This window comes from Edaphobacillus lindanitolerans (assembly GCF_900156305.1).
Classification (GTDB): Bacteria; Bacillota; Bacilli; order Bacillales_A; family Planococcaceae; genus Bhargavaea; species Bhargavaea lindanitolerans.
This window is the reverse complement of sequence record NZ_FTPL01000002.1, coordinates 384,081-400,117: the sequence shown is the minus strand read 5'-3', so window position 1 is coordinate 400,117 and position 16,037 is coordinate 384,081. Positions and strand designations below refer to the sequence as shown.

Below are 16,037 nucleotides of genomic sequence, written 5' to 3'. Positions count from 1 at the left end.
AGAAAGGAGATTGATCATGACGGCCAAACCATGGCTTAAGCACTACCCGCAGGAAGTTCCGCCGGTTGTCGATATTCCCGAAGAGCCGCTTCAGGCGGGCCTCACCCGATCGGCAGAACGTCACCCCGACAAAGTCGCCATCCATTTCCTCGGCAGGGAAGTGACATTCCGGGAGCTGTATGAGTCTGCGCTTCAATTCGGCAACTATTTGAGGAATCTCGGCGTGCGCGAAGGGGACCGGGTCGCCATCATGCTCCCGAACTGTCCGCAGAATGTCATGGCGTTCTACGGGATTCTCTATGCGGGCGGCATTGTGGTCCAGACGAATCCGCTGTACACGGAAAAGGAACTGGCCTATCAGATGAAGGATTCGGGCGCGAAGGTGATTGTCGGGCTGGACATTCTTTATCCGAGGATCGCCCGGATCATCGGAGAGACGGATCTGGAGCAGGTCATCATCACCGGCATCAAGGACTACCTCCCGTTTCCGAAGAATCTTCTGTATCCGTTCGTCCAGCGGAAAGAGTACGGCATGACCGTCAAGGTCGAGCACCGCGGCAGGAACCATCTGTTCACGGAAGCCGTCAAACGGTCGGAGCCGGAGCCGATCGCGCTCGACGGCCCTCAGCCGGATGATGTGGCGCTCCTGCAGTACACGGGCGGGACGACGGGATCGCCGAAGGGCGTCATGCTGACGCACCGGAATCTGACGGCGAACGCCAAGATGTGTGATGCGTGGATGTACAAGTGCACACCCGGAGAAGAGACCATCCTCGGAATCCTCCCGTTCTTCCATGTATACGGGATGACTACCGTCCTCGTCCTTGCCGTCTCCCAGGCCAACAAGATGGTGCTCGTCCCGAAATTCGATCCGGAAACGGTGCTGAAGCTTATCGACAAGCAGTCGCCGACGTTGTTCCCGGGTGCCCCGACGATCTATATCGGACTTCTGAACCATCCCGATCTCGGAAAATACGATATGTCTTCGATCAAGGCCTGTCTGAGCGGTTCGGCCCCGCTGCCGGTCGATGTCCAGGAGAAATTCGAAACGATCACGAAAGGGAAGCTCGTCGAAGGATACGGGCTGTCGGAAACGTCACCGGTCACGCACGCCAACCTGATCTGGGAAGACGGGGAGCGCAGGAAAGGGTCGATCGGCGTCCCTTGGCCGAACACGGAGGCCGCCGTGTTCCGGAACGGCACGACGGAACCGCTCGCTCCGGGAGAAATCGGAGAAATTGCGGTGAAGGGTCCCCAGGTGATGAAGGGCTACTGGAACCGTCCGGAAGAGACAGCAGCCACACTCAAGGACGGGTGGCTGCTCACCGGCGATCTGGGCTATATGAACGAGGACGGCTATTTCTACATCGTCGACCGGAAAAAGGACATGATCATCGCGAGCGGGTATAATGTTTATCCGAGAGACATAGAGGAAGTGCTCTATGAACATCCGGCCATCATGGAGTGTGTGGTGGCAGGCGTCCCGGATCCTTACAGGGGAGAGACCGTGAAGGCCTATATCGTCCTCAAGAAGGGACAGGAAGCAACGGAAGACGAACTCAATCAGTTCTGCCGGAAGCATCTCGCATCCTATAAAGTCCCGAGGCTGTATGAATTCCGTGAGGAGCTGCCGAAGACGGCGGTCGGAAAGATCCTCAGGCGCAAGCTCGTGGATGAGGAGAAAAAGAAGCTGGATCAAGAGCCGGACCCTGAAAAAGTCGGATCCTGAGATGGCTTGACACACACCTATATGCAGTCTAATATAGAAATATGAATGAATAGTCATTCATATTTCTTTTTCTTTGGTGGTGGAATCTTTGAAACGGAACAAACCGAAATACAAACAGATTGTGGACGCTGCGGTCATTGTGATTGCGGAGAACGGGTATCACCAGGCACAAGTTTCCAAGATTGCAAAACAGGCGGGCGTCGCAGATGGGACCATCTATCTTTACTTTAAGAACAAAGAAGATATCCTCGTTTCGGTGTTCCGCGAGAAGATGTCGATCTTCGTGGAAAACCTTCAGAAAATCCTCGAGGAGGATGTGTCTTCCGAGGAGAAGCTGTTCCGGATGATCGAGAACCATTTCCGTGTCCTCTATTCGGACCATCATCTTGCGATCGTCACGCAGCTTGAGCTCCGCCAGTCCAACAAAGATCTTCGGCATAAGATCAACAACGTGCTCAAGGACTATCTTGCACTACTGGACCGGATCCTTGCGGAAGGAATCGAGCGCGGGGAATTTGAAGAAGAGATGGATATCCGCCTGGCACGGCAGATGGTTTTTGGCACCATGGATGAAATTATCACCTCATGGGTGATGAATGAGCAGAAATATGATTTAATGAAACTGGCGCCGAATGTACATAGGCTGCTCATGAAAGGCATGAAAGCCGACTGAAGGGGATGAAGTTCGGATGGAATTCCTGAATGTGGAGAAGAAGGACGGACTGGCGATAGCCGCCATTTCGCGGCCTCCCGCGAATGCGCTTTCACAAGGGCTGATCCGCGAAATCGGGGAACTGCTCGACAGCGTTGAAAACGATTCCGAAGTACGGGTCATTGTCCTGCACGGGGAAGGACGTTTCTTCTCAGCGGGTGCAGACATCAAAGAATTCACGGAAGTCGAAACAGGCGAGGGGTTCAGCCGGCTGGCCGAAGGGGGCCAGCAAGTGTTCGAAAGGCTCGAGAACTTCCCGAAGCCGGTGATTGCGGCGATTCACGGTGCGGCGCTCGGCGGCGGCCTGGAACTGGCCATGGCCTGCCATATGCGGTTCGTCACGAACGGCGCAAAGATGGGCCTGCCGGAACTTTCACTGGGTCTGATCCCGGGGTTTGCCGGGACGCAGCGGCTGCCGAGGTATGTCGGCCCTGCAAAAGCGGCGGAGATGATGCTGACGGCCGAGCCGATCACCGGCGAGGAAGCCGTCAGCTGGGGACTCGCCAACCGGGCGTTCGGCGAAGAAGAGCTGCTTGACGAAACGCTTAAGACCGCACGCAAAATCGCCGGCATGAGCCCGGTGTCCGTGCGCGCGGCACTCCGCATGCTCCAGTATGGAAAACATGCTGGATTCCACGAGGGCGTGAAGGCGGAAGCCGGATCGTTCGGGGAAGTCTTCGTATCCGAAGACGCCAAGGAAGGCATCGCCGCCTTCATCGAAAAGCGGAAGCCTGAATTTAAAGGGAAATAACATTCGAAGGGGAGGATGGAATATGAACATCTATGCACTGGTGAAACGGACGTTCGACACGGAAGAGAAGATTTCCGTACAGAATGGTGAAATTGCAGAAGACGGGGCGGAATTCATCATCAACCCGTATGACGAATATGCAGTCGAGGAAGCGATCCGCGTGCGCGACGAGCACGGCGGGGAAGTGACGGTGCTTACGCTCGGGGGAGAGGATGCCGAAAAGCAGCTCCGCACGGCACTCGCGATGGGCGCAGACAAAGCAGTCCTGATCAACACGGAGGACGACCTGGATGACATCGATGAGTACACGGCTGCGGCGATCATCGCCGAGTACCTGAAAGACAAGGAAGCAGACCTGATCCTTGCCGGGAACGTGGCCATCGACGGCGGCTCCGGCCAGGTCGGTCCGCGCATCGCCGAACTCCTCGACATCAATTACGTGACCACGATCACCGAACTGAAGATCGACGGGGATAAAGCGAACATCGTCCGCGATGTCGAAGGCGACTCGGAAACGATCGAAGCGCAGCTCCCGCTGCTTGCAACGGCTCAGCAGGGCCTCAATGACCCGCGCTATCCGTCTCTTCCGGGCATCATGAAAGCGAAAAAGAAGCCTCTCGAAGAACTGGAGCTCGACGATCTCGATCTCGACGAAGATGATGTCGAAGCGAAGACGGAGCGAGTTGAGATCTTCCTCCCGCCTGAAAAGGCTGCGGGACGGATTCTGGAAGGGGATCTTCAGGACCAGGTGAAAGAGCTGGTCGGACTTCTCCGCACCGAAGCGAAAGTCATCTGATCTGAGCGGAATATTCGAACCAGGAGGGGTAATTATGTCCAATAAAGTGATCGTACTAGGAGAAGTGCGCGACGGCGCACTGCGGAATGTTTCTTTTGAAGCCATTGCAGCAGCGAAGAAAGTTGCCGGCGACGGCGAAATTGTCGGTGTTCTGATCGGCGACGACGTCCAGGGATCTGCACCGGAAATGATTGCTTACGGAGCGGACCGGGTTGTCACGGTCGAGCATCCGCATCTTAAACACTACACGTCCGACGGCTTCGGCCAGGCGTTCATGGCCGTCTATGAGCAGGAACAGCCGGAAGTGATCGTTTTCGGCCACACGGCGCAGGGCAAGGACCTGTCTCCGAAGATTGCGGCCAAGCTTCAGAGCGGCCTCGTCTCCGACGTGACCGAAATCGAAGGCGAAGGGGACGATGCCGTCTTCATCCGTCCGATCTACTCCGGGAAAGCTTTTGAAAAGGTCAAAATCAATGAAGGCCCGGTGTTCTTTACGATCCGCCCGAACAACATCCAGGCAGCCGAAAAAGACGGCAGCCGCTCCGGCGATGTTTCATCCGTGACGGCAGACATCCAGAACCTCCGCTCTGTCGTGAAAGAGGTCGTGACGAAAGCCACGGACGGAGTCGACATGTCCGAAGCGAAAGTGATCGTCGCGGGCGGCCGCGGCGTCAAGGGCCCTGAAGGCTTCGAGCCTCTGAAAGAGCTTGCGAACCTTCTCGGCGGCGCGATCGGCGCTTCCCGCGGTGCATGCGACGCCGATTACTGCGACTATTCCCTGCAGATCGGCCAGACCGGGAAAGTCGTCACGCCGGATCTGTACATCGCGGCCGGCATTTCCGGAGCCATCCAGCACCTTGCCGGAATGTCGAACTCGAAAGTCATCGTCGCGATCAACAAAGATCCTGAAGCCAACATCTTCAAGGTGGCGGACTACGGCATCGTCGGCGATCTGTTCGAAGTCGTGCCGATGATGATCGAAGAGATCAAAAACACCAAAGTGAATGCTTAATCCTTCCGGCCTCCGGGTATTTGACTACTCCGGGGGCCCCTTTTGTTCCGGTGATTCCGATCATTGGATGGTATGAAACGCACTGCCGCAAGTGCGGCAAGGGGAGCACGGCAACCGTGGGCAGAACATTCGCCCCGTCTTCGGGCCGCATGATATACTGTTTTCAGCGCTACTAAAAAGAGGCAGCTTTCCGCAACCGGCGGGAAGGGCGGCCGGATGCCGCAGACGCACCGGCATGACCTGATCGGTTGTGATCTTGCCTGATTAATAAGGAGGATCTCCAAATTGGCTATTCAACATGCAACAGACCAGGATTTCCAAAGCAAAGTTTCTGACGGGCTCGTCCTCGTCGACTTCTGGGCAACATGGTGCGGACCGTGCAAGATGATCGCGCCTGTGCTTGAAGAAGTGGATGCCGAAATCGGCAACAAAGTCCAGATCGTCAAAGTGGACGTCGATGAAAACCAGGAAACAGCCGGCAAGTACGGCATCATGTCCATCCCGACGCTCGTCCTCTTCAAAGACGGCGAAATCGTGGACAAAGTGGTCGGGTTCAATCCGAAAGAGAAGCTTGTCCAGTTCATTGAACAACACGCGTAACAGAAACGACGGAAACCGGGACCTTTTTGAGGGGCCCGGTTTTTTTGGCAGGTGATCAAATGATGAACGAACGCATTCAGCAAAAGCTGGCAATCTTGCCGGATCAGCCCGGCTGCTACCTCATGAAGGACCGGCAGGGGACGATCATCTACGTCGGCAAGGCGAAAGTCCTGAAAAACCGGGTCCGCTCCTATTTCACGGGATCCCATGACGCCAAAACCCAGCGGCTCGTCTCCGAAATCGAGGATTTCGAATACATTGTCACATCTTCGGATATCGAAGCGCTCATACTGGAACTGAACCTGATCAAGAAGCATGATCCGAAATACAACATCATGCTGAAGGATGACAAGACGTATCCGTATATTAAAATCACCGCCGAGCGCCATCCCCGGCTCATCATCACCCGCAAGGTGAAGAAAGACAAGGGGAAATACTTCGGCCCCTATCCGAATGCCTATGCGGCAAGCGAGACGAAAAAACTGCTCGACCGGCTTTATCCACTGCGCAAATGCCAAACTCTCCCGGACCGGGTCTGCCTGTATTATCACCTCGGGCAGTGCCTTGCCCCCTGCGTCAACGAAGTGTCCGCCGACACATACAAAGAACTGACGGACGGGATTGCGAAATTCCTGAACGGCGGCTACAAGGACGTCAAGCGTGAACTGACCGATAAGATGAACAAGGCCGCGGAGGAGCTGGAGTTTGAGCGGGCGAAGGAATACCGTGACCAGATCACCCATATCGAGACGGTCATGGAGAAGCAGAAGATGACGACGACCGACATGACGGACCGGGACGTTTTCGGCTATGCGGTAGACAAGGGATGGATGTGCGTCCAGGTGTTCTTCATCCGCCAGGGGAAGCTGATCGAACGGGATGTTTCGCTGTTCCCGATCTACCGGGATCCGGAAGAGGAGTTCCTTACGTACATCGGCCAGTTTTACAGCAAGTCCGAACACCTGCTGCCGAAGGAGATCTTCCTGCCTGAACGGACGGAAGTGGAGATCGTCCAGACTCTACTCGGCGTGAAAGTGAGCGTGCCCCAGCGCGGGAAGAAAAAAGACCTCGTCCGGCTTGCCTCCAAAAATGCCAGCATCGCGCTGTCCGAAAAGTTCCAGCTCATCGAGCGCCAGGAACAGCGGACGGTCGGGGCATGCGAAGAACTCGGGGAGGCGATGGGGATTGCCGTGCCTCTCCGCATCGAAGCCTTCGATAATTCCCATACTTACGGGGCGGAAGCGGTGTCCGCGATGGTGACGTTCGTCGATGGCCGCCCCGAGAAGAAAAACTACCGGAAGTACAAGACGAAGGCCGCTGCCCGGCATGACGACTACGGAGCGATGAGGGAAGTGGTCCGAAGACGATACGTCCGCGTATTGAAGGACGGCCTGCCGCTGCCCGACCTGATCCTCATCGACGGCGGAAAAGGGCAGATCAGCGCCGCCAGGGAAGTGGTGGAGGATGAACTCGGGCTCGATATCCCGATTGCCGGACTCGCGAAAGACGACAAGCACCAGACGGCACTGCTGCTTTACGGCGACCCGCCCGAAGTCGTGCCGCTGAAGCGGACGAGTGAAGGGTTCTATCTGTTGCAGCGGATCCAGGACGAGGTCCACCGGTTTGCCATCACCTTCCACCGTCAGCGCAGGGGAGCGAAGTCGCTCAGTTCCTCGCTCGACGGCATCCCGGGCGTCGGACCGAAGCGCAAAACCCAGCTGCTCCGGCATTTCGGATCGGTGAAGAAGATCCGGGAAGCGACGCCGGAACAATTGACCGAGGCCGGACTCCCGCAGACGGTTGCCGAAACGGTTGCCGGTTACTTCAGGGAACAGGATGCTGCAAAAGAGTGAACGGGAGGAAAGGGCATGAATTGGATCCTCATCGAAGACGCGATCCGGAAAGCAAGGGAAGAAGGCAAATTCGAACATCTGCCCGGGCGCGGCAAGCCGCTCCCGAAAGACGAGTTCGAACATCTGCCAGCGGACATCCGGATGGCGGTCCGGATCCTGAAAAACAGCGGATATGATGACGAAGCGATGTTTGTCCAGAAGGAAATGACCGAGCTGGGCAGCCGGATCAACCATGCGCCGGCAGACACCAAGACCGAACTGGAAGCGGCATACAACAAGCAGATGAAAAAGATGAACTCACTGCTTTCGAAAAAAGGCGTAAGTACGAACAGCAGCGCATTCAAAGAGTACAACCGCCAGATCCAGGACAAGCTGAAATGGTGACCGGAGACAGATGAAAAGAGGCCGTGCAGGGGAATCCCCCTGCACGGCCTTTTTGAATGTCATTCGTTAATGGGTCATTCCCAGACGAGCAGGAGCCGGACCCGGCCTGTTTTCCTGTCCGTTTCGGGCCGGCACTCGCAGACGCATTCATGGATCTTGCCGAACTGCCCGGACAGGAAACCGGCCTCGAGCATGTACGAACGGTTGCCGCGCCTGACATATTCCGGATCCGTGTCAAGCAGCCATTCGGCTTCTTTTCTGCTTTGCTGCCGGAGTGACAGCCCGCCCCATCCCGCTTCGCGGAAGAAGTCGGGTGCCTCGTCCATCTGGAACAGCGGGAAAGAACGTGAAAGTTCCTTCCCGGCCCAGTAAAGGATATCCTCCTCATGCTTGCCCAGCACGGACGGGAGCACATGGTCCCTGATCAGTTCATATCCGAAGCGGGGAACCCCGCCTTGTTCAGTCGTCCCGTTTTCCGAAGTCACTCTCATCGCCTCTTCCGTATTGATCCAAAAAACTCCCCCGGCACGGCTTTCTGCTGCCCCGGAGCCGGTTTGGCGGCTCTTGTCGAATTTGTGTCGGTCGCCTTGATTTCCCTAAGGGGGAGGAGTACAATGGTCATGTCCTAATATTGTAATCATGATGAAATAAGCAGTCAACGTCCGCTTCCGTCGACAGGCGGAGGCGTCGTCGCCTGCCTGTTTGTCACTATTAAGGGGGGTAAAGAATTCATGAGAGATTATGATTTTGGCCTGCGCCGGCTGCACTCGCTGCTCGGGATCATACCGATCGGCCTGTTCGTGACCCAGCACCTGATCGTCAACCACTTTGCCACCGGCGGTGAGGAAGCGTTCAACAAGGCGTCGGGCTTCATGGGCAATCTTCCGTTCGTCAACTGGCTTGAGTGGTTCATCATCTACATTCCGCTCATGTTCCACGCGTTTTTCGGCTTGTACATAGCGTTCACCTCGAAGCCGAACGTGAACCGATACAGCACGTACCGGAACTGGATGTTCCTGCTGCAGCGGATCACGGGTGTGTTCCTGGTCATCTTCATCGCATGGCACATCTGGCAGACGCGCATCCAGAAGGCGCTCGGCACGGAAGTGGACTTCGATATGATGGCGGACATCTTCTCCAGCCCATTGATGGTTGCGTTCTACGTGGTCGGCGTCGTCTCGGCGACATTCCACTTCGCGAACGGTTTCTGGTCGTTCCTCGTCACTTGGGGCGTCACCCAGTCGCAGCGTTCGCAGCGCATCTCGACATATGTCATGACAGTGCTGTTCATCGCCCTGTCCGTGATCGGCATCCGCGCAATCTTTGCATTCGTGTGAGCCGTTCCATAATTGTTGCTTAGTATTGAACGAACTGAGGAGTGAACTAAGAAATGGCGAAAAGCAAATTGATCGTCGTCGGCGGCGGTCTTGCCGGCCTGATGGCGACGATTAAGGCTGCCGAAGCTGGCACGCCGGTTGAATTGTTTTCATTGGTTCCCGTTAAACGTTCGCACTCCGTCTGCGCACAGGGCGGCATCAACGGTGCGGTCAACACGAAAGGGGAAGGAGACTCCCCGTGGATCCACTTCGATGACACCGTGTACGGCGGTGACTTCCTGGCCAACCAGCCTCCGGTCCTGAAAATGGCCGAAGCTGCACCTGGAATCATTCACCTGATGGACCGGATGGGCGTCATGTTCAGCCGGACGCCGGAAGGTCTTCTCGACTTCCGCCGTTTCGGCGGCACGATGCACCACCGCACGGCATTTGCCGGTGCAACGACGGGGCAGCAGCTCCTCTATGCACTTGACGAGCAGGTACGCCGCTATGAAGTCGAAGGGCTCGTCAAGAAATACGAGAACTGGGAGTTCCTCGGCATCGTAACGGACGACGAGGGTGTCTGCCGCGGGATCATGGCACAGAACCTCAAGACGATGGAAATCGTCTCCTTCCGTTCTGACGCCGTCATCATGGCGACGGGCGGACCGGGGATCATCTTCGGAAAGTCGACCAACTCAGTCATCAACACCGGTTCCGCTGCTTCCATCGTGTATCAGCAGGGTGCGACCTACGCGAACGGCGAGTTCATCCAGATCCACCCGACGGCAATCCCGGGGGATGACAAGCTTCGCCTCATGTCCGAATCGGCACGCGGTGAAGGCGGCCGGATCTGGACTTACAAAGACGGCAAGCCTTGGTACTTCCTCGAGGAGAAATACCCGGCATACGGGAACCTCGTGCCGCGTGACATCGCGACGCGTGAAATCTTCGACGTCTGCGTGAACCAGAAACTCGGCATCAATGGCGAAAACATGGTCTATCTCGACCTGTCCCATAAAGATCCGCATGAGCTGGACGTCAAGCTCGGCGGCATCATCGAAATCTATGAGAAGTTCACCGGCGATGACCCTCACAAAGTGCCGATGAAGATCTTCCCTGCAGTTCACTATTCGATGGGCGGCCTCTGGGTCGACTACGATCAGATGACCGATATTCCGGGACTCTTCGCTGCCGGCGAATGCGACTATTCGCAGCACGGCGGAAACCGCCTCGGTGCCAACTCCCTGCTTTCCGCGATCTACGGCGGCATGGTTGCCGGCCCGAATGCGGTCAAGTACATGGAAGGCCTGGACAAGCACGCCGAAGACATGTCTTCGACCCTCTTCGACGGCGCCGTCCAGCAGGAGCAGGACAAGTGGGAGAACATCCTGGGCATGGACGGCACGGAGAACGCATACGTCCTCCACAAAGAGCTCGGCGAGATCATGACGAAGAACGTAACGGTTGTGCGCTACAACGACCAGCTCCAGGAAACAGACTACAAGATCCAGGAACTGCTCGAACGCTACAACAACATCAACGTCAACGACACGCAGCGCTGGTCCAACCAGGGTGCGGCATTCACGCGCCAGCTCAAGAACATGCTCTACCTGGCACGCGTCATCACGCTCGGCGCCCTCAACCGGGACGAAAGCCGCGGCGCGCACTACAAGCCGGACTTCCCGAAACGGAACGACGAAGAATGGCTCAAGACGACGATGGCCAAGTTCGACGGCGTCTCCGCCCCGAACTTCAGCTACGAAGATGTCGATGTATCGCTCATCCCACCGCGTGAGCGCGACTATACGAAGAAGCATTGATCACGAAGAAAGGAGAGAGACAAGATGGCTGAACAAACTGCCGTTAAGGAACAGAACACGGCAACTGCAAAGAAAACAGTGCGTTTTGACATCCAGCGTCAGGACACACCGGATTCGAAGCCGTACTGGGAATCATTCGAGGTGGAATACCGCCCGAATATGAACGTCATTTCCGCCCTCATGGAAATCCGGCGCAACCCCGTCAACACGGACGGCGGCAAAACGACGCCGATCAACTGGGAAATGAACTGTCTCGAGGAAGTCTGCGGCGCCTGCTCGATGATCATCAACGGCCGTCCGCGACAGGCCTGCACAGCCCTCATCGACAACCTCGCGCAGCCGATCAAACTCGAGCCGATGCGCACATTCCCGGTCGTCCGCGACCTGGTTGTCGACCGCGAAGTCATGTTTGACTCGCTCAAGCGCGTCAAAGCATGGATTCCGATCGACGGCACATACGATCTCGGTGAAGGACCGCGCATGCCTGAGCGCAAGCGCCAATGGGCATACGAACTGTCGAAGTGCATGACATGCGGCGTCTGCCTGGAAGCCTGCCCGAACGTGAACGACAAGACGGACTTCATCGGCCCGGCCCTCATCTCACAAGTACGCCTGTTCAACACGCACCCGACCGGAGCGATGAACAAGGACGAGCGTCTGGACGCCCTTCTTCAGGACGGCGGCCTCCAAGAGTGCGGGAACTCGCAAAACTGTGTAGTTGCCTGCCCGAAAGGCATTCCGCTCACGACGTCAATCGCGGCGATGAACCGCTCTGCGACGATCCACTCGTTCAAGAACTTCTTCGGTTCCGACCACCTGGTCGACTGACCGATTCAAAACCCGCCATGCGGCCCGATTCCGGGCTGGGGCGGGTTTTTCTTTGTCCGGACGCTTTCCGGCTCTCTTTCAAACCGGTGCCCCATCTGCTATGATAGAGAAATGAATGGTTATTCATTTTAAGGGAAGCGGGGGAATGGCATGAAGGCACAGTATATAGGGGATTTCGACGAATGGAAAATAGGGTTCCGGTTTTCCGTTCCGGTGACCGTCCGGTTTTCCGAGACGGACATGTACGGCCATCTGAACAACACGGTCAATTTTGCATACTTTGAATATGCGAGGATTGAATTCCTGAAGCATATCGGACTGATGAACGACTGGCTGAGCCCGGATGGACAGAATATCCCGGTCGTGGCCGATCTTCAATGCGATTATCTGAAACAAGTCTTTTTCGATCAGTCCATCGACATCCATGTGAAGGCGGAAAAAATCGGAAGTTCATCGGTCGATCTCCATTACCTCGCGACGGATGAAAAAGGCGAACCGCTGTTTACGGGCCGGGGGACGATGGTGCAGATCAGCCGGAGAACAGGCAAGGGTTCGCCGTGGACGGACGGGGACCGGGAGGCATTTGTTGCCGTCCCTGCCGCCCATCAGGGGGAGCATCGATAAATGAATCGCGTCCCGCCCGTTTTGACCGGGCGAAAGCCCTCACCCGGAAGCAGTTTCCGACATACTCTGTGATGAAGAGTTGAGGGGAGGGGCGCTAAGTGGCGGATGAGCTGCATCATCGTTCATTGCTGACGAAAAGGGAGAGGGAAATCTTCCAATTGCTCGTGAAGGACAAGACGACAAAGGAAATTGCGGCCGGGCTCGGAATCAGTGAAAAGACCGTCCGGAACCATATTTCAAATACAATCCAGAAACTAGGGGTATCCGGGCGCGCTCAGGCGATTGTCGAGCTTCTTCGGCTGTCGGAACTCTCGCTTGACTAAAAGCCCCTTGCCATTCCGGGAGAAACTTGTCACAATATAGATATGCAAACGGTTTCGGGGAGTGGTAAGCAAATGGCTGGTTCCAACAGGGAACAAAAGCGGCACAATCCAGATGAGATCGCCTTCGTGGAAAAAGAGCTGCGTTATATCTCGGCGCTGATCAAGCAAAGCGGCCGTGAAATACTAGATAACTATCCGATCACGCCGCCCCAGTTCGTTGCGCTCCAGTGGCTGCTGGAGCACGGCGATATGACGATCGGAGATTTGTCGAATAAAATGTATTTGGCTTTTTCGACGACCACCGATCTAGTGGACCGCATGGAAAAGAATGAACTTGTAAAGCGTGTCCGCGACGAGCAGGACCGTCGGGTTGTCCGGATTCATCTTCTCGAGGACGGGGAGCGGATCATCGAGGAAGTGATCGAGAAGCGCCAGAACGACCTTCACGAAGTACTTTCCGATTTTACGTCCGACGAGGTGACCAACCTCTCCTCCATGCTGATCAAGCTCCATGAAGGGATGAAGGAAGGCAGGAAGCGGAGAAAACAGAACAAAGAAAATCAGTCCGGCTGATTAGAAGGCCCGGGGGCGGATGCCTCCGGGTTTTGGCGTTCTCTGGGCGGGATATGATACGATGGATGAACAGAATCCGGCAAAGCACCGAACAGGGAGGACGAGCAGATGAAAGACGTGATCATTGCAACGAAAAACCGGGGAAAGGCGAAGGATTTCGAGACCCTTCTCGCCCCATACGGAGTCCGCGTGCTCACGCTGCATGATGTGGCGGAAGACCTCGATGTGGAAGAGACGGGAACGACATTCCGTGAAAATGCCCGGCTGAAGGCCGAAACGGTCGCGGAGCGTCTCGGGAAGATCGTCATTGCGGACGACAGCGGGCTCGCCGTCGATGCACTGGACGGGAGACCCGGCGTTTATTCGGCCCGTTTCAGCGGAGAGGGAGCGACCGATGAGCGGAACATCGAAAAACTGCTCGGCGAGCTGAAAAAAGTGCCGGACGAAGAACGGACGGCCCGCTTCATCTGCGTGCTTGCCGTGGCAGGTCCGGGACTTGAAACGCGCTTCTTCGAAGGCGCCTGCGAAGGACGGATCATGCGGGCCCCCGCAGGGGACAACGGCTTTGGCTATGACCCCGTTTTCTATGTGCCCAATGAAGAGCGGACGATGGCCCAGCTGTCTCCCGAGGAAAAGGCTGCAGTCTCACACAGGGGAGCGGCGATCCGTCAGCTGGAAGAGGAAGCGCGCGGACTGTTTGGCACGGAAGAAGACCGATGAGCTGGAAAGTTGCGGTGCTGAGTGATACCCACGGCTACAGGGATGCGATCCGCCGTTTCCGGGGGGCGGAGGAGGGCTCCGCGGATCTGCTGATCCACTGCGGGGACAGCGAATTCGGCAAGGAAGATCCGGACATGGACGGGTTCCTTGCCGTCCAGGGCAACTGCGACCCGCCGGGTGCCTTTCCGGAAAGTCTGGAGGCGGAGGCGGGAGGCCTCCGGATCCTGGCCGTCCATGGCCATCTTGAAGGAGTGAAGGGGGGCATGCTCTCCCTCCGCTACAAGGCTTCAGAACTCGGCGCCGATATCGTTCTGTTCGGCCATACGCACGGTTACGGCGCCGAGGTGGACGGGGGCATCCTGTTCATCAACCCGGGAAGCCCCGTCCGGCCGTGGCCGGGCAGACCGCCGACATGGGCGAGGATCGAAGGAACCGGCGAAGGCGTGACCGTCCGCTTCGTGAATCCGGACGGCGGAGAAGCGGATGCAAGGAAATTCCCCGATTTTCCCGGGAGGCGTTGACTTTCCTCTGCGCGAATCATATAATAGTTTTTGTCTTGCGCAACTTTTCCGGTTGCCGCATGTCCCAGTAGCTCAGCAGGATAGAGCAACAGCCTTCTAAGCTGTCGGTCGCAGGTTCGAATCCTGCCTGGGACGTTTTCACAGCCAGTCTGCCGGCTAAGTGCCCGCAGGCTGGTTTTTTTGTTGATATAGAGACCGGCAGGATTTCCGATTGCATATTTCGAAGCTGTCGGTCGCAGGTTCGGATCCTGCCCGGGACGTTTTGCGGCCAGTCTGCCGGCTCCGTGCCCGCAGGCTGATTTTTGTTGAATTAAGACCGGCCGGATTTCCCGATTGCATATTTCAAACCAATCTCCGGCTATGCTATGATGAACAGACAAGAGGCGGAAGGGGTGGCATCGTTGCGCAGGAAAAAGAGAAATTTGAGGAAGCGGGGCAATGTCATCTATCTGCCCGGAACTTTCGAACGGCTGTATGCCGAAGGGATGCGCCTCGTGGCGGAAGAGCGCTTCGCCGATGCAACCCCGCTCATCCGCCAGGCGCTCGGGTACGAACCGGCCAACCCGAGGCTGCTCGGAGCGCTGGCCGTCTGCCTTTACGAACTCCGTGAATACGAGGATGCCAAGGAAGCGGCTGCACGGTACCTCCAGGCGGGCCCGGCCAAGTATGTGGAGGCGATGGAGATGTACCTGTCCATCTGCATTCAGCTCCGAGAATACCTGGAAGTGGAGGAGACGATCGGCGCACTTCTCGATGAGGGGGCGATCCCTCCGGAACGGCGCGAGAAATTCCTTTATCTCCAGGGGCTGAACCGCCGTCTGAAGGACCGGTACGAAAAGATGGAGGAATCTGAAATGGAGCCTCCGGAACTGGACGGATTCCTGGAGCTGCCGGAAGTCGAGCAGCACAGCCTCCTCTCGACTGCTCCGGAAGGGGAGATCGGCCGGTGGACACCGTTTCTTACGGAGCTGTGCGGCCGGCAGGATGCCTCTCCGCTTGTCATCACCTATGCGTTGATCCTTCTGTCCGGCGCCGGTTTCGCCCGCCCGGTGACAGTCCGGAAACTCGGCATGGAAGATTCGTTCGTCCCGGACCGGCTCCCCGGTCCCGACCAGCTGGAAAAGACCGGCGAAGTGGAGCGGCTGCTGCTTGACCGGTTTGCAAAGGACCCGTCGAAAGAGCAGATCGCCCTCCAGCTGATGAAGACCTACCGGTTCACCGCCTATCCGTTCGAGTGGCCGGGGCTTCCGGCCGAGGAAGTGGCCGATGCCTACCATACATATATCGAATGCTTATTTGAAGGCACTGACGCCGGAGCCCATCCCGTCATCGATCTGATCAACCGGATCGAGCTTGCCCACAGCGGGCGGCAGCTATGAAAGTGTTGAAACTGAGTGCATCTGTGCTATACTGAAAAAGTTGTCAAACAAGTGAACACAAGCGCAACCATGCGAATGATCATGTCTGGAGGT

The 16,037-nt window shown here is 56.8% G+C and carries 18 protein-coding genes and 1 tRNA gene; 18 read left to right on the top strand and 1 reads right to left on the bottom strand.

The window, feature by feature from the left end; genetic code table 11:
- Positions 1–16 precede the first annotated feature (16 nt).
- From B0B07_RS08075 to B0B07_RS08040, 8 genes are all read left to right on the top strand, one after another.
- On the top strand, positions 17–1,729 hold the full coding sequence (locus tag B0B07_RS08075; RefSeq protein WP_076758422.1) for an AMP-binding protein: 1,713 nt from the start codon (positions 17–19) through the stop codon (positions 1,727–1,729).
- Positions 1,730–1,817: 88 nt separating this feature from the next.
- Positions 1,818–2,402, top strand: coding sequence for a TetR/AcrR family transcriptional regulator (locus B0B07_RS08070; protein ID WP_076757937.1), 585 nt, complete (start codon positions 1,818–1,820; stop codon positions 2,400–2,402).
- 16 nt (positions 2,403–2,418) lie between these two features.
- Positions 2,419–3,192, top strand: a complete 774-nt coding sequence (locus B0B07_RS08065) for an enoyl-CoA hydratase (protein WP_076757936.1) — start codon at positions 2,419–2,421, stop codon at positions 3,190–3,192.
- 22 nt (positions 3,193–3,214) lie between these two features.
- Positions 3,215–3,988: an electron transfer flavoprotein subunit beta/FixA family protein gene (locus B0B07_RS08060; protein WP_076757934.1), complete on the top strand. Its 774-nt coding sequence runs from the start codon at positions 3,215–3,217 to the stop codon at positions 3,986–3,988.
- A 34-nt stretch (positions 3,989–4,022) separates the two neighbouring features.
- Positions 4,023–5,000, top strand: a complete 978-nt coding sequence (locus B0B07_RS08055) for an electron transfer flavoprotein subunit alpha/FixB family protein (protein ID WP_076757932.1) — start codon at positions 4,023–4,025, stop codon at positions 4,998–5,000.
- Positions 5,001–5,285: 285 nt separating this feature from the next.
- Entirely contained in the window at positions 5,286–5,600 is a 315-nt protein-coding gene (gene trxA / locus B0B07_RS08050; RefSeq protein ID WP_076757930.1) for a thioredoxin, read from the top strand.
- Between the two features lie 62 nt (positions 5,601–5,662).
- On the top strand, positions 5,663–7,453 hold the full coding sequence (gene uvrC, locus B0B07_RS08045; RefSeq protein ID WP_076758421.1) for an excinuclease ABC subunit UvrC: 1,791 nt from the start codon (positions 5,663–5,665) through the stop codon (positions 7,451–7,453).
- 15 nt (positions 7,454–7,468) lie between these two features.
- Positions 7,469–7,837 (top strand): DnaJ family domain-containing protein, encoded by a 369-nt coding sequence (locus B0B07_RS08040; protein WP_076757929.1) that lies wholly within the window; start codon positions 7,469–7,471, stop codon positions 7,835–7,837.
- Between the two features lie 74 nt (positions 7,838–7,911).
- On the opposite strand, the gene B0B07_RS08035 is transcribed toward B0B07_RS08040, so the two are convergent.
- Positions 7,912–8,328: a DUF2507 domain-containing protein gene (locus tag B0B07_RS08035; RefSeq protein WP_076757927.1), complete on the bottom strand. Its 417-nt coding sequence runs from the start codon at positions 8,326–8,328 to the stop codon at positions 7,912–7,914.
- A 240-nt stretch (positions 8,329–8,568) separates the two neighbouring features.
- Here B0B07_RS08035 and B0B07_RS08030 point away from each other — a divergent pair, with 240 nt between their 5' ends.
- The 10 genes from B0B07_RS08030 (at position 8,569) to B0B07_RS07985 (ending at position 15,944) form a co-directional block, all read left to right on the top strand.
- On the top strand, positions 8,569–9,174 hold the full coding sequence (locus B0B07_RS08030; RefSeq protein WP_076757925.1) for a succinate dehydrogenase cytochrome b558 subunit: 606 nt from the start codon (positions 8,569–8,571) through the stop codon (positions 9,172–9,174).
- A gap of 53 nt (positions 9,175–9,227) precedes the next feature.
- Positions 9,228–10,976 (top strand): succinate dehydrogenase flavoprotein subunit, encoded by a 1,749-nt coding sequence (sdhA, locus tag B0B07_RS08025; RefSeq protein ID WP_076757924.1) that lies wholly within the window; start codon positions 9,228–9,230, stop codon positions 10,974–10,976.
- 24 nt (positions 10,977–11,000) lie between these two features.
- Complete coding sequence (gene sdhB, locus B0B07_RS08020) at positions 11,001–11,804, top strand: succinate dehydrogenase iron-sulfur subunit (protein ID WP_076757922.1); 804 nt, start codon at positions 11,001–11,003, stop codon at positions 11,802–11,804.
- Positions 11,805–11,954: 150 nt separating this feature from the next.
- The gene (locus B0B07_RS08015) at positions 11,955–12,428 is read left to right on the top strand and encodes an acyl-CoA thioesterase (RefSeq protein WP_076757920.1); all 474 of its coding nucleotides are present in this window, start codon (positions 11,955–11,957) and stop codon (positions 12,426–12,428) included.
- Between the two features lie 98 nt (positions 12,429–12,526).
- Entirely contained in the window at positions 12,527–12,751 is a 225-nt protein-coding gene (locus B0B07_RS08010; protein WP_040228984.1) for a helix-turn-helix domain-containing protein, read from the top strand.
- Between the two features lie 72 nt (positions 12,752–12,823).
- The gene (locus tag B0B07_RS08005; protein ID WP_076757918.1) at positions 12,824–13,324 is read left to right on the top strand and encodes a MarR family winged helix-turn-helix transcriptional regulator; all 501 of its coding nucleotides are present in this window, start codon (positions 12,824–12,826) and stop codon (positions 13,322–13,324) included.
- A 108-nt stretch (positions 13,325–13,432) separates the two neighbouring features.
- Complete coding sequence (locus B0B07_RS08000; RefSeq protein ID WP_076757916.1) at positions 13,433–14,044, top strand: XTP/dITP diphosphatase; 612 nt, start codon at positions 13,433–13,435, stop codon at positions 14,042–14,044.
- Complete coding sequence (locus tag B0B07_RS07995; RefSeq protein WP_076757914.1) at positions 14,041–14,565, top strand: metallophosphoesterase; 525 nt, start codon at positions 14,041–14,043, stop codon at positions 14,563–14,565. The genes B0B07_RS08000 and B0B07_RS07995 overlap by 4 nt, the downstream gene beginning before the upstream one ends.
- 61 nt (positions 14,566–14,626) lie before the next feature.
- Positions 14,627–14,700: transfer RNA gene (locus B0B07_RS07990), tRNA-Arg, on the top strand.
- 257 nt (positions 14,701–14,957) lie between these two features.
- Positions 14,958–15,944, top strand: coding sequence for a tetratricopeptide repeat protein (locus B0B07_RS07985; RefSeq protein WP_076757913.1), 987 nt, complete (start codon positions 14,958–14,960; stop codon positions 15,942–15,944).
- Positions 15,945–16,037: the final 93 nt, after the last annotated feature.

Excerpts from the sequence above, each read along its gene's own strand:
- B0B07_RS08035 (WP_076757927.1), bottom strand. The coding sequence starts at position 8,328 with ATGAGAGTGACTTCGGAAAACGGGACGACTGAACAAGGCGGGGTTCCC.
- B0B07_RS07995 (WP_076757914.1), top strand. The coding sequence starts at position 14,041 with ATGAGCTGGAAAGTTGCGGTGCTGAGTGATACCCACGGCTACAGGGAT.
- B0B07_RS08075 (WP_076758422.1), top strand. The coding sequence starts at position 17 with ATGACGGCCAAACCATGGCTTAAGCACTACCCGCAGGAAGTTCCGCCG.
- B0B07_RS08060 (WP_076757934.1), top strand. The coding sequence starts at position 3,215 with ATGAACATCTATGCACTGGTGAAACGGACGTTCGACACGGAAGAGAAG.
- B0B07_RS08055 (WP_076757932.1), top strand. The coding sequence starts at position 4,023 with ATGTCCAATAAAGTGATCGTACTAGGAGAAGTGCGCGACGGCGCACTG.
- B0B07_RS08015 (WP_076757920.1), top strand. The coding sequence starts at position 11,955 with ATGAAGGCACAGTATATAGGGGATTTCGACGAATGGAAAATAGGGTTC.
- B0B07_RS08065 (WP_076757936.1), top strand. The coding sequence starts at position 2,419 with ATGGAATTCCTGAATGTGGAGAAGAAGGACGGACTGGCGATAGCCGCC.
- B0B07_RS08005 (WP_076757918.1), top strand. The coding sequence starts at position 12,824 with ATGGCTGGTTCCAACAGGGAACAAAAGCGGCACAATCCAGATGAGATC.
- sdhA (WP_076757924.1), top strand. The coding sequence starts at position 9,228 with ATGGCGAAAAGCAAATTGATCGTCGTCGGCGGCGGTCTTGCCGGCCTG.
- B0B07_RS08040 (WP_076757929.1), top strand. The coding sequence starts at position 7,469 with ATGAATTGGATCCTCATCGAAGACGCGATCCGGAAAGCAAGGGAAGAA.
- B0B07_RS08000 (WP_076757916.1), top strand. The coding sequence starts at position 13,433 with ATGAAAGACGTGATCATTGCAACGAAAAACCGGGGAAAGGCGAAGGAT.
- B0B07_RS08030 (WP_076757925.1), top strand. The coding sequence starts at position 8,569 with ATGAGAGATTATGATTTTGGCCTGCGCCGGCTGCACTCGCTGCTCGGG.
- uvrC (WP_076758421.1), top strand. The coding sequence starts at position 5,663 with ATGAACGAACGCATTCAGCAAAAGCTGGCAATCTTGCCGGATCAGCCC.
- sdhB (WP_076757922.1), top strand. The coding sequence starts at position 11,001 with ATGGCTGAACAAACTGCCGTTAAGGAACAGAACACGGCAACTGCAAAG.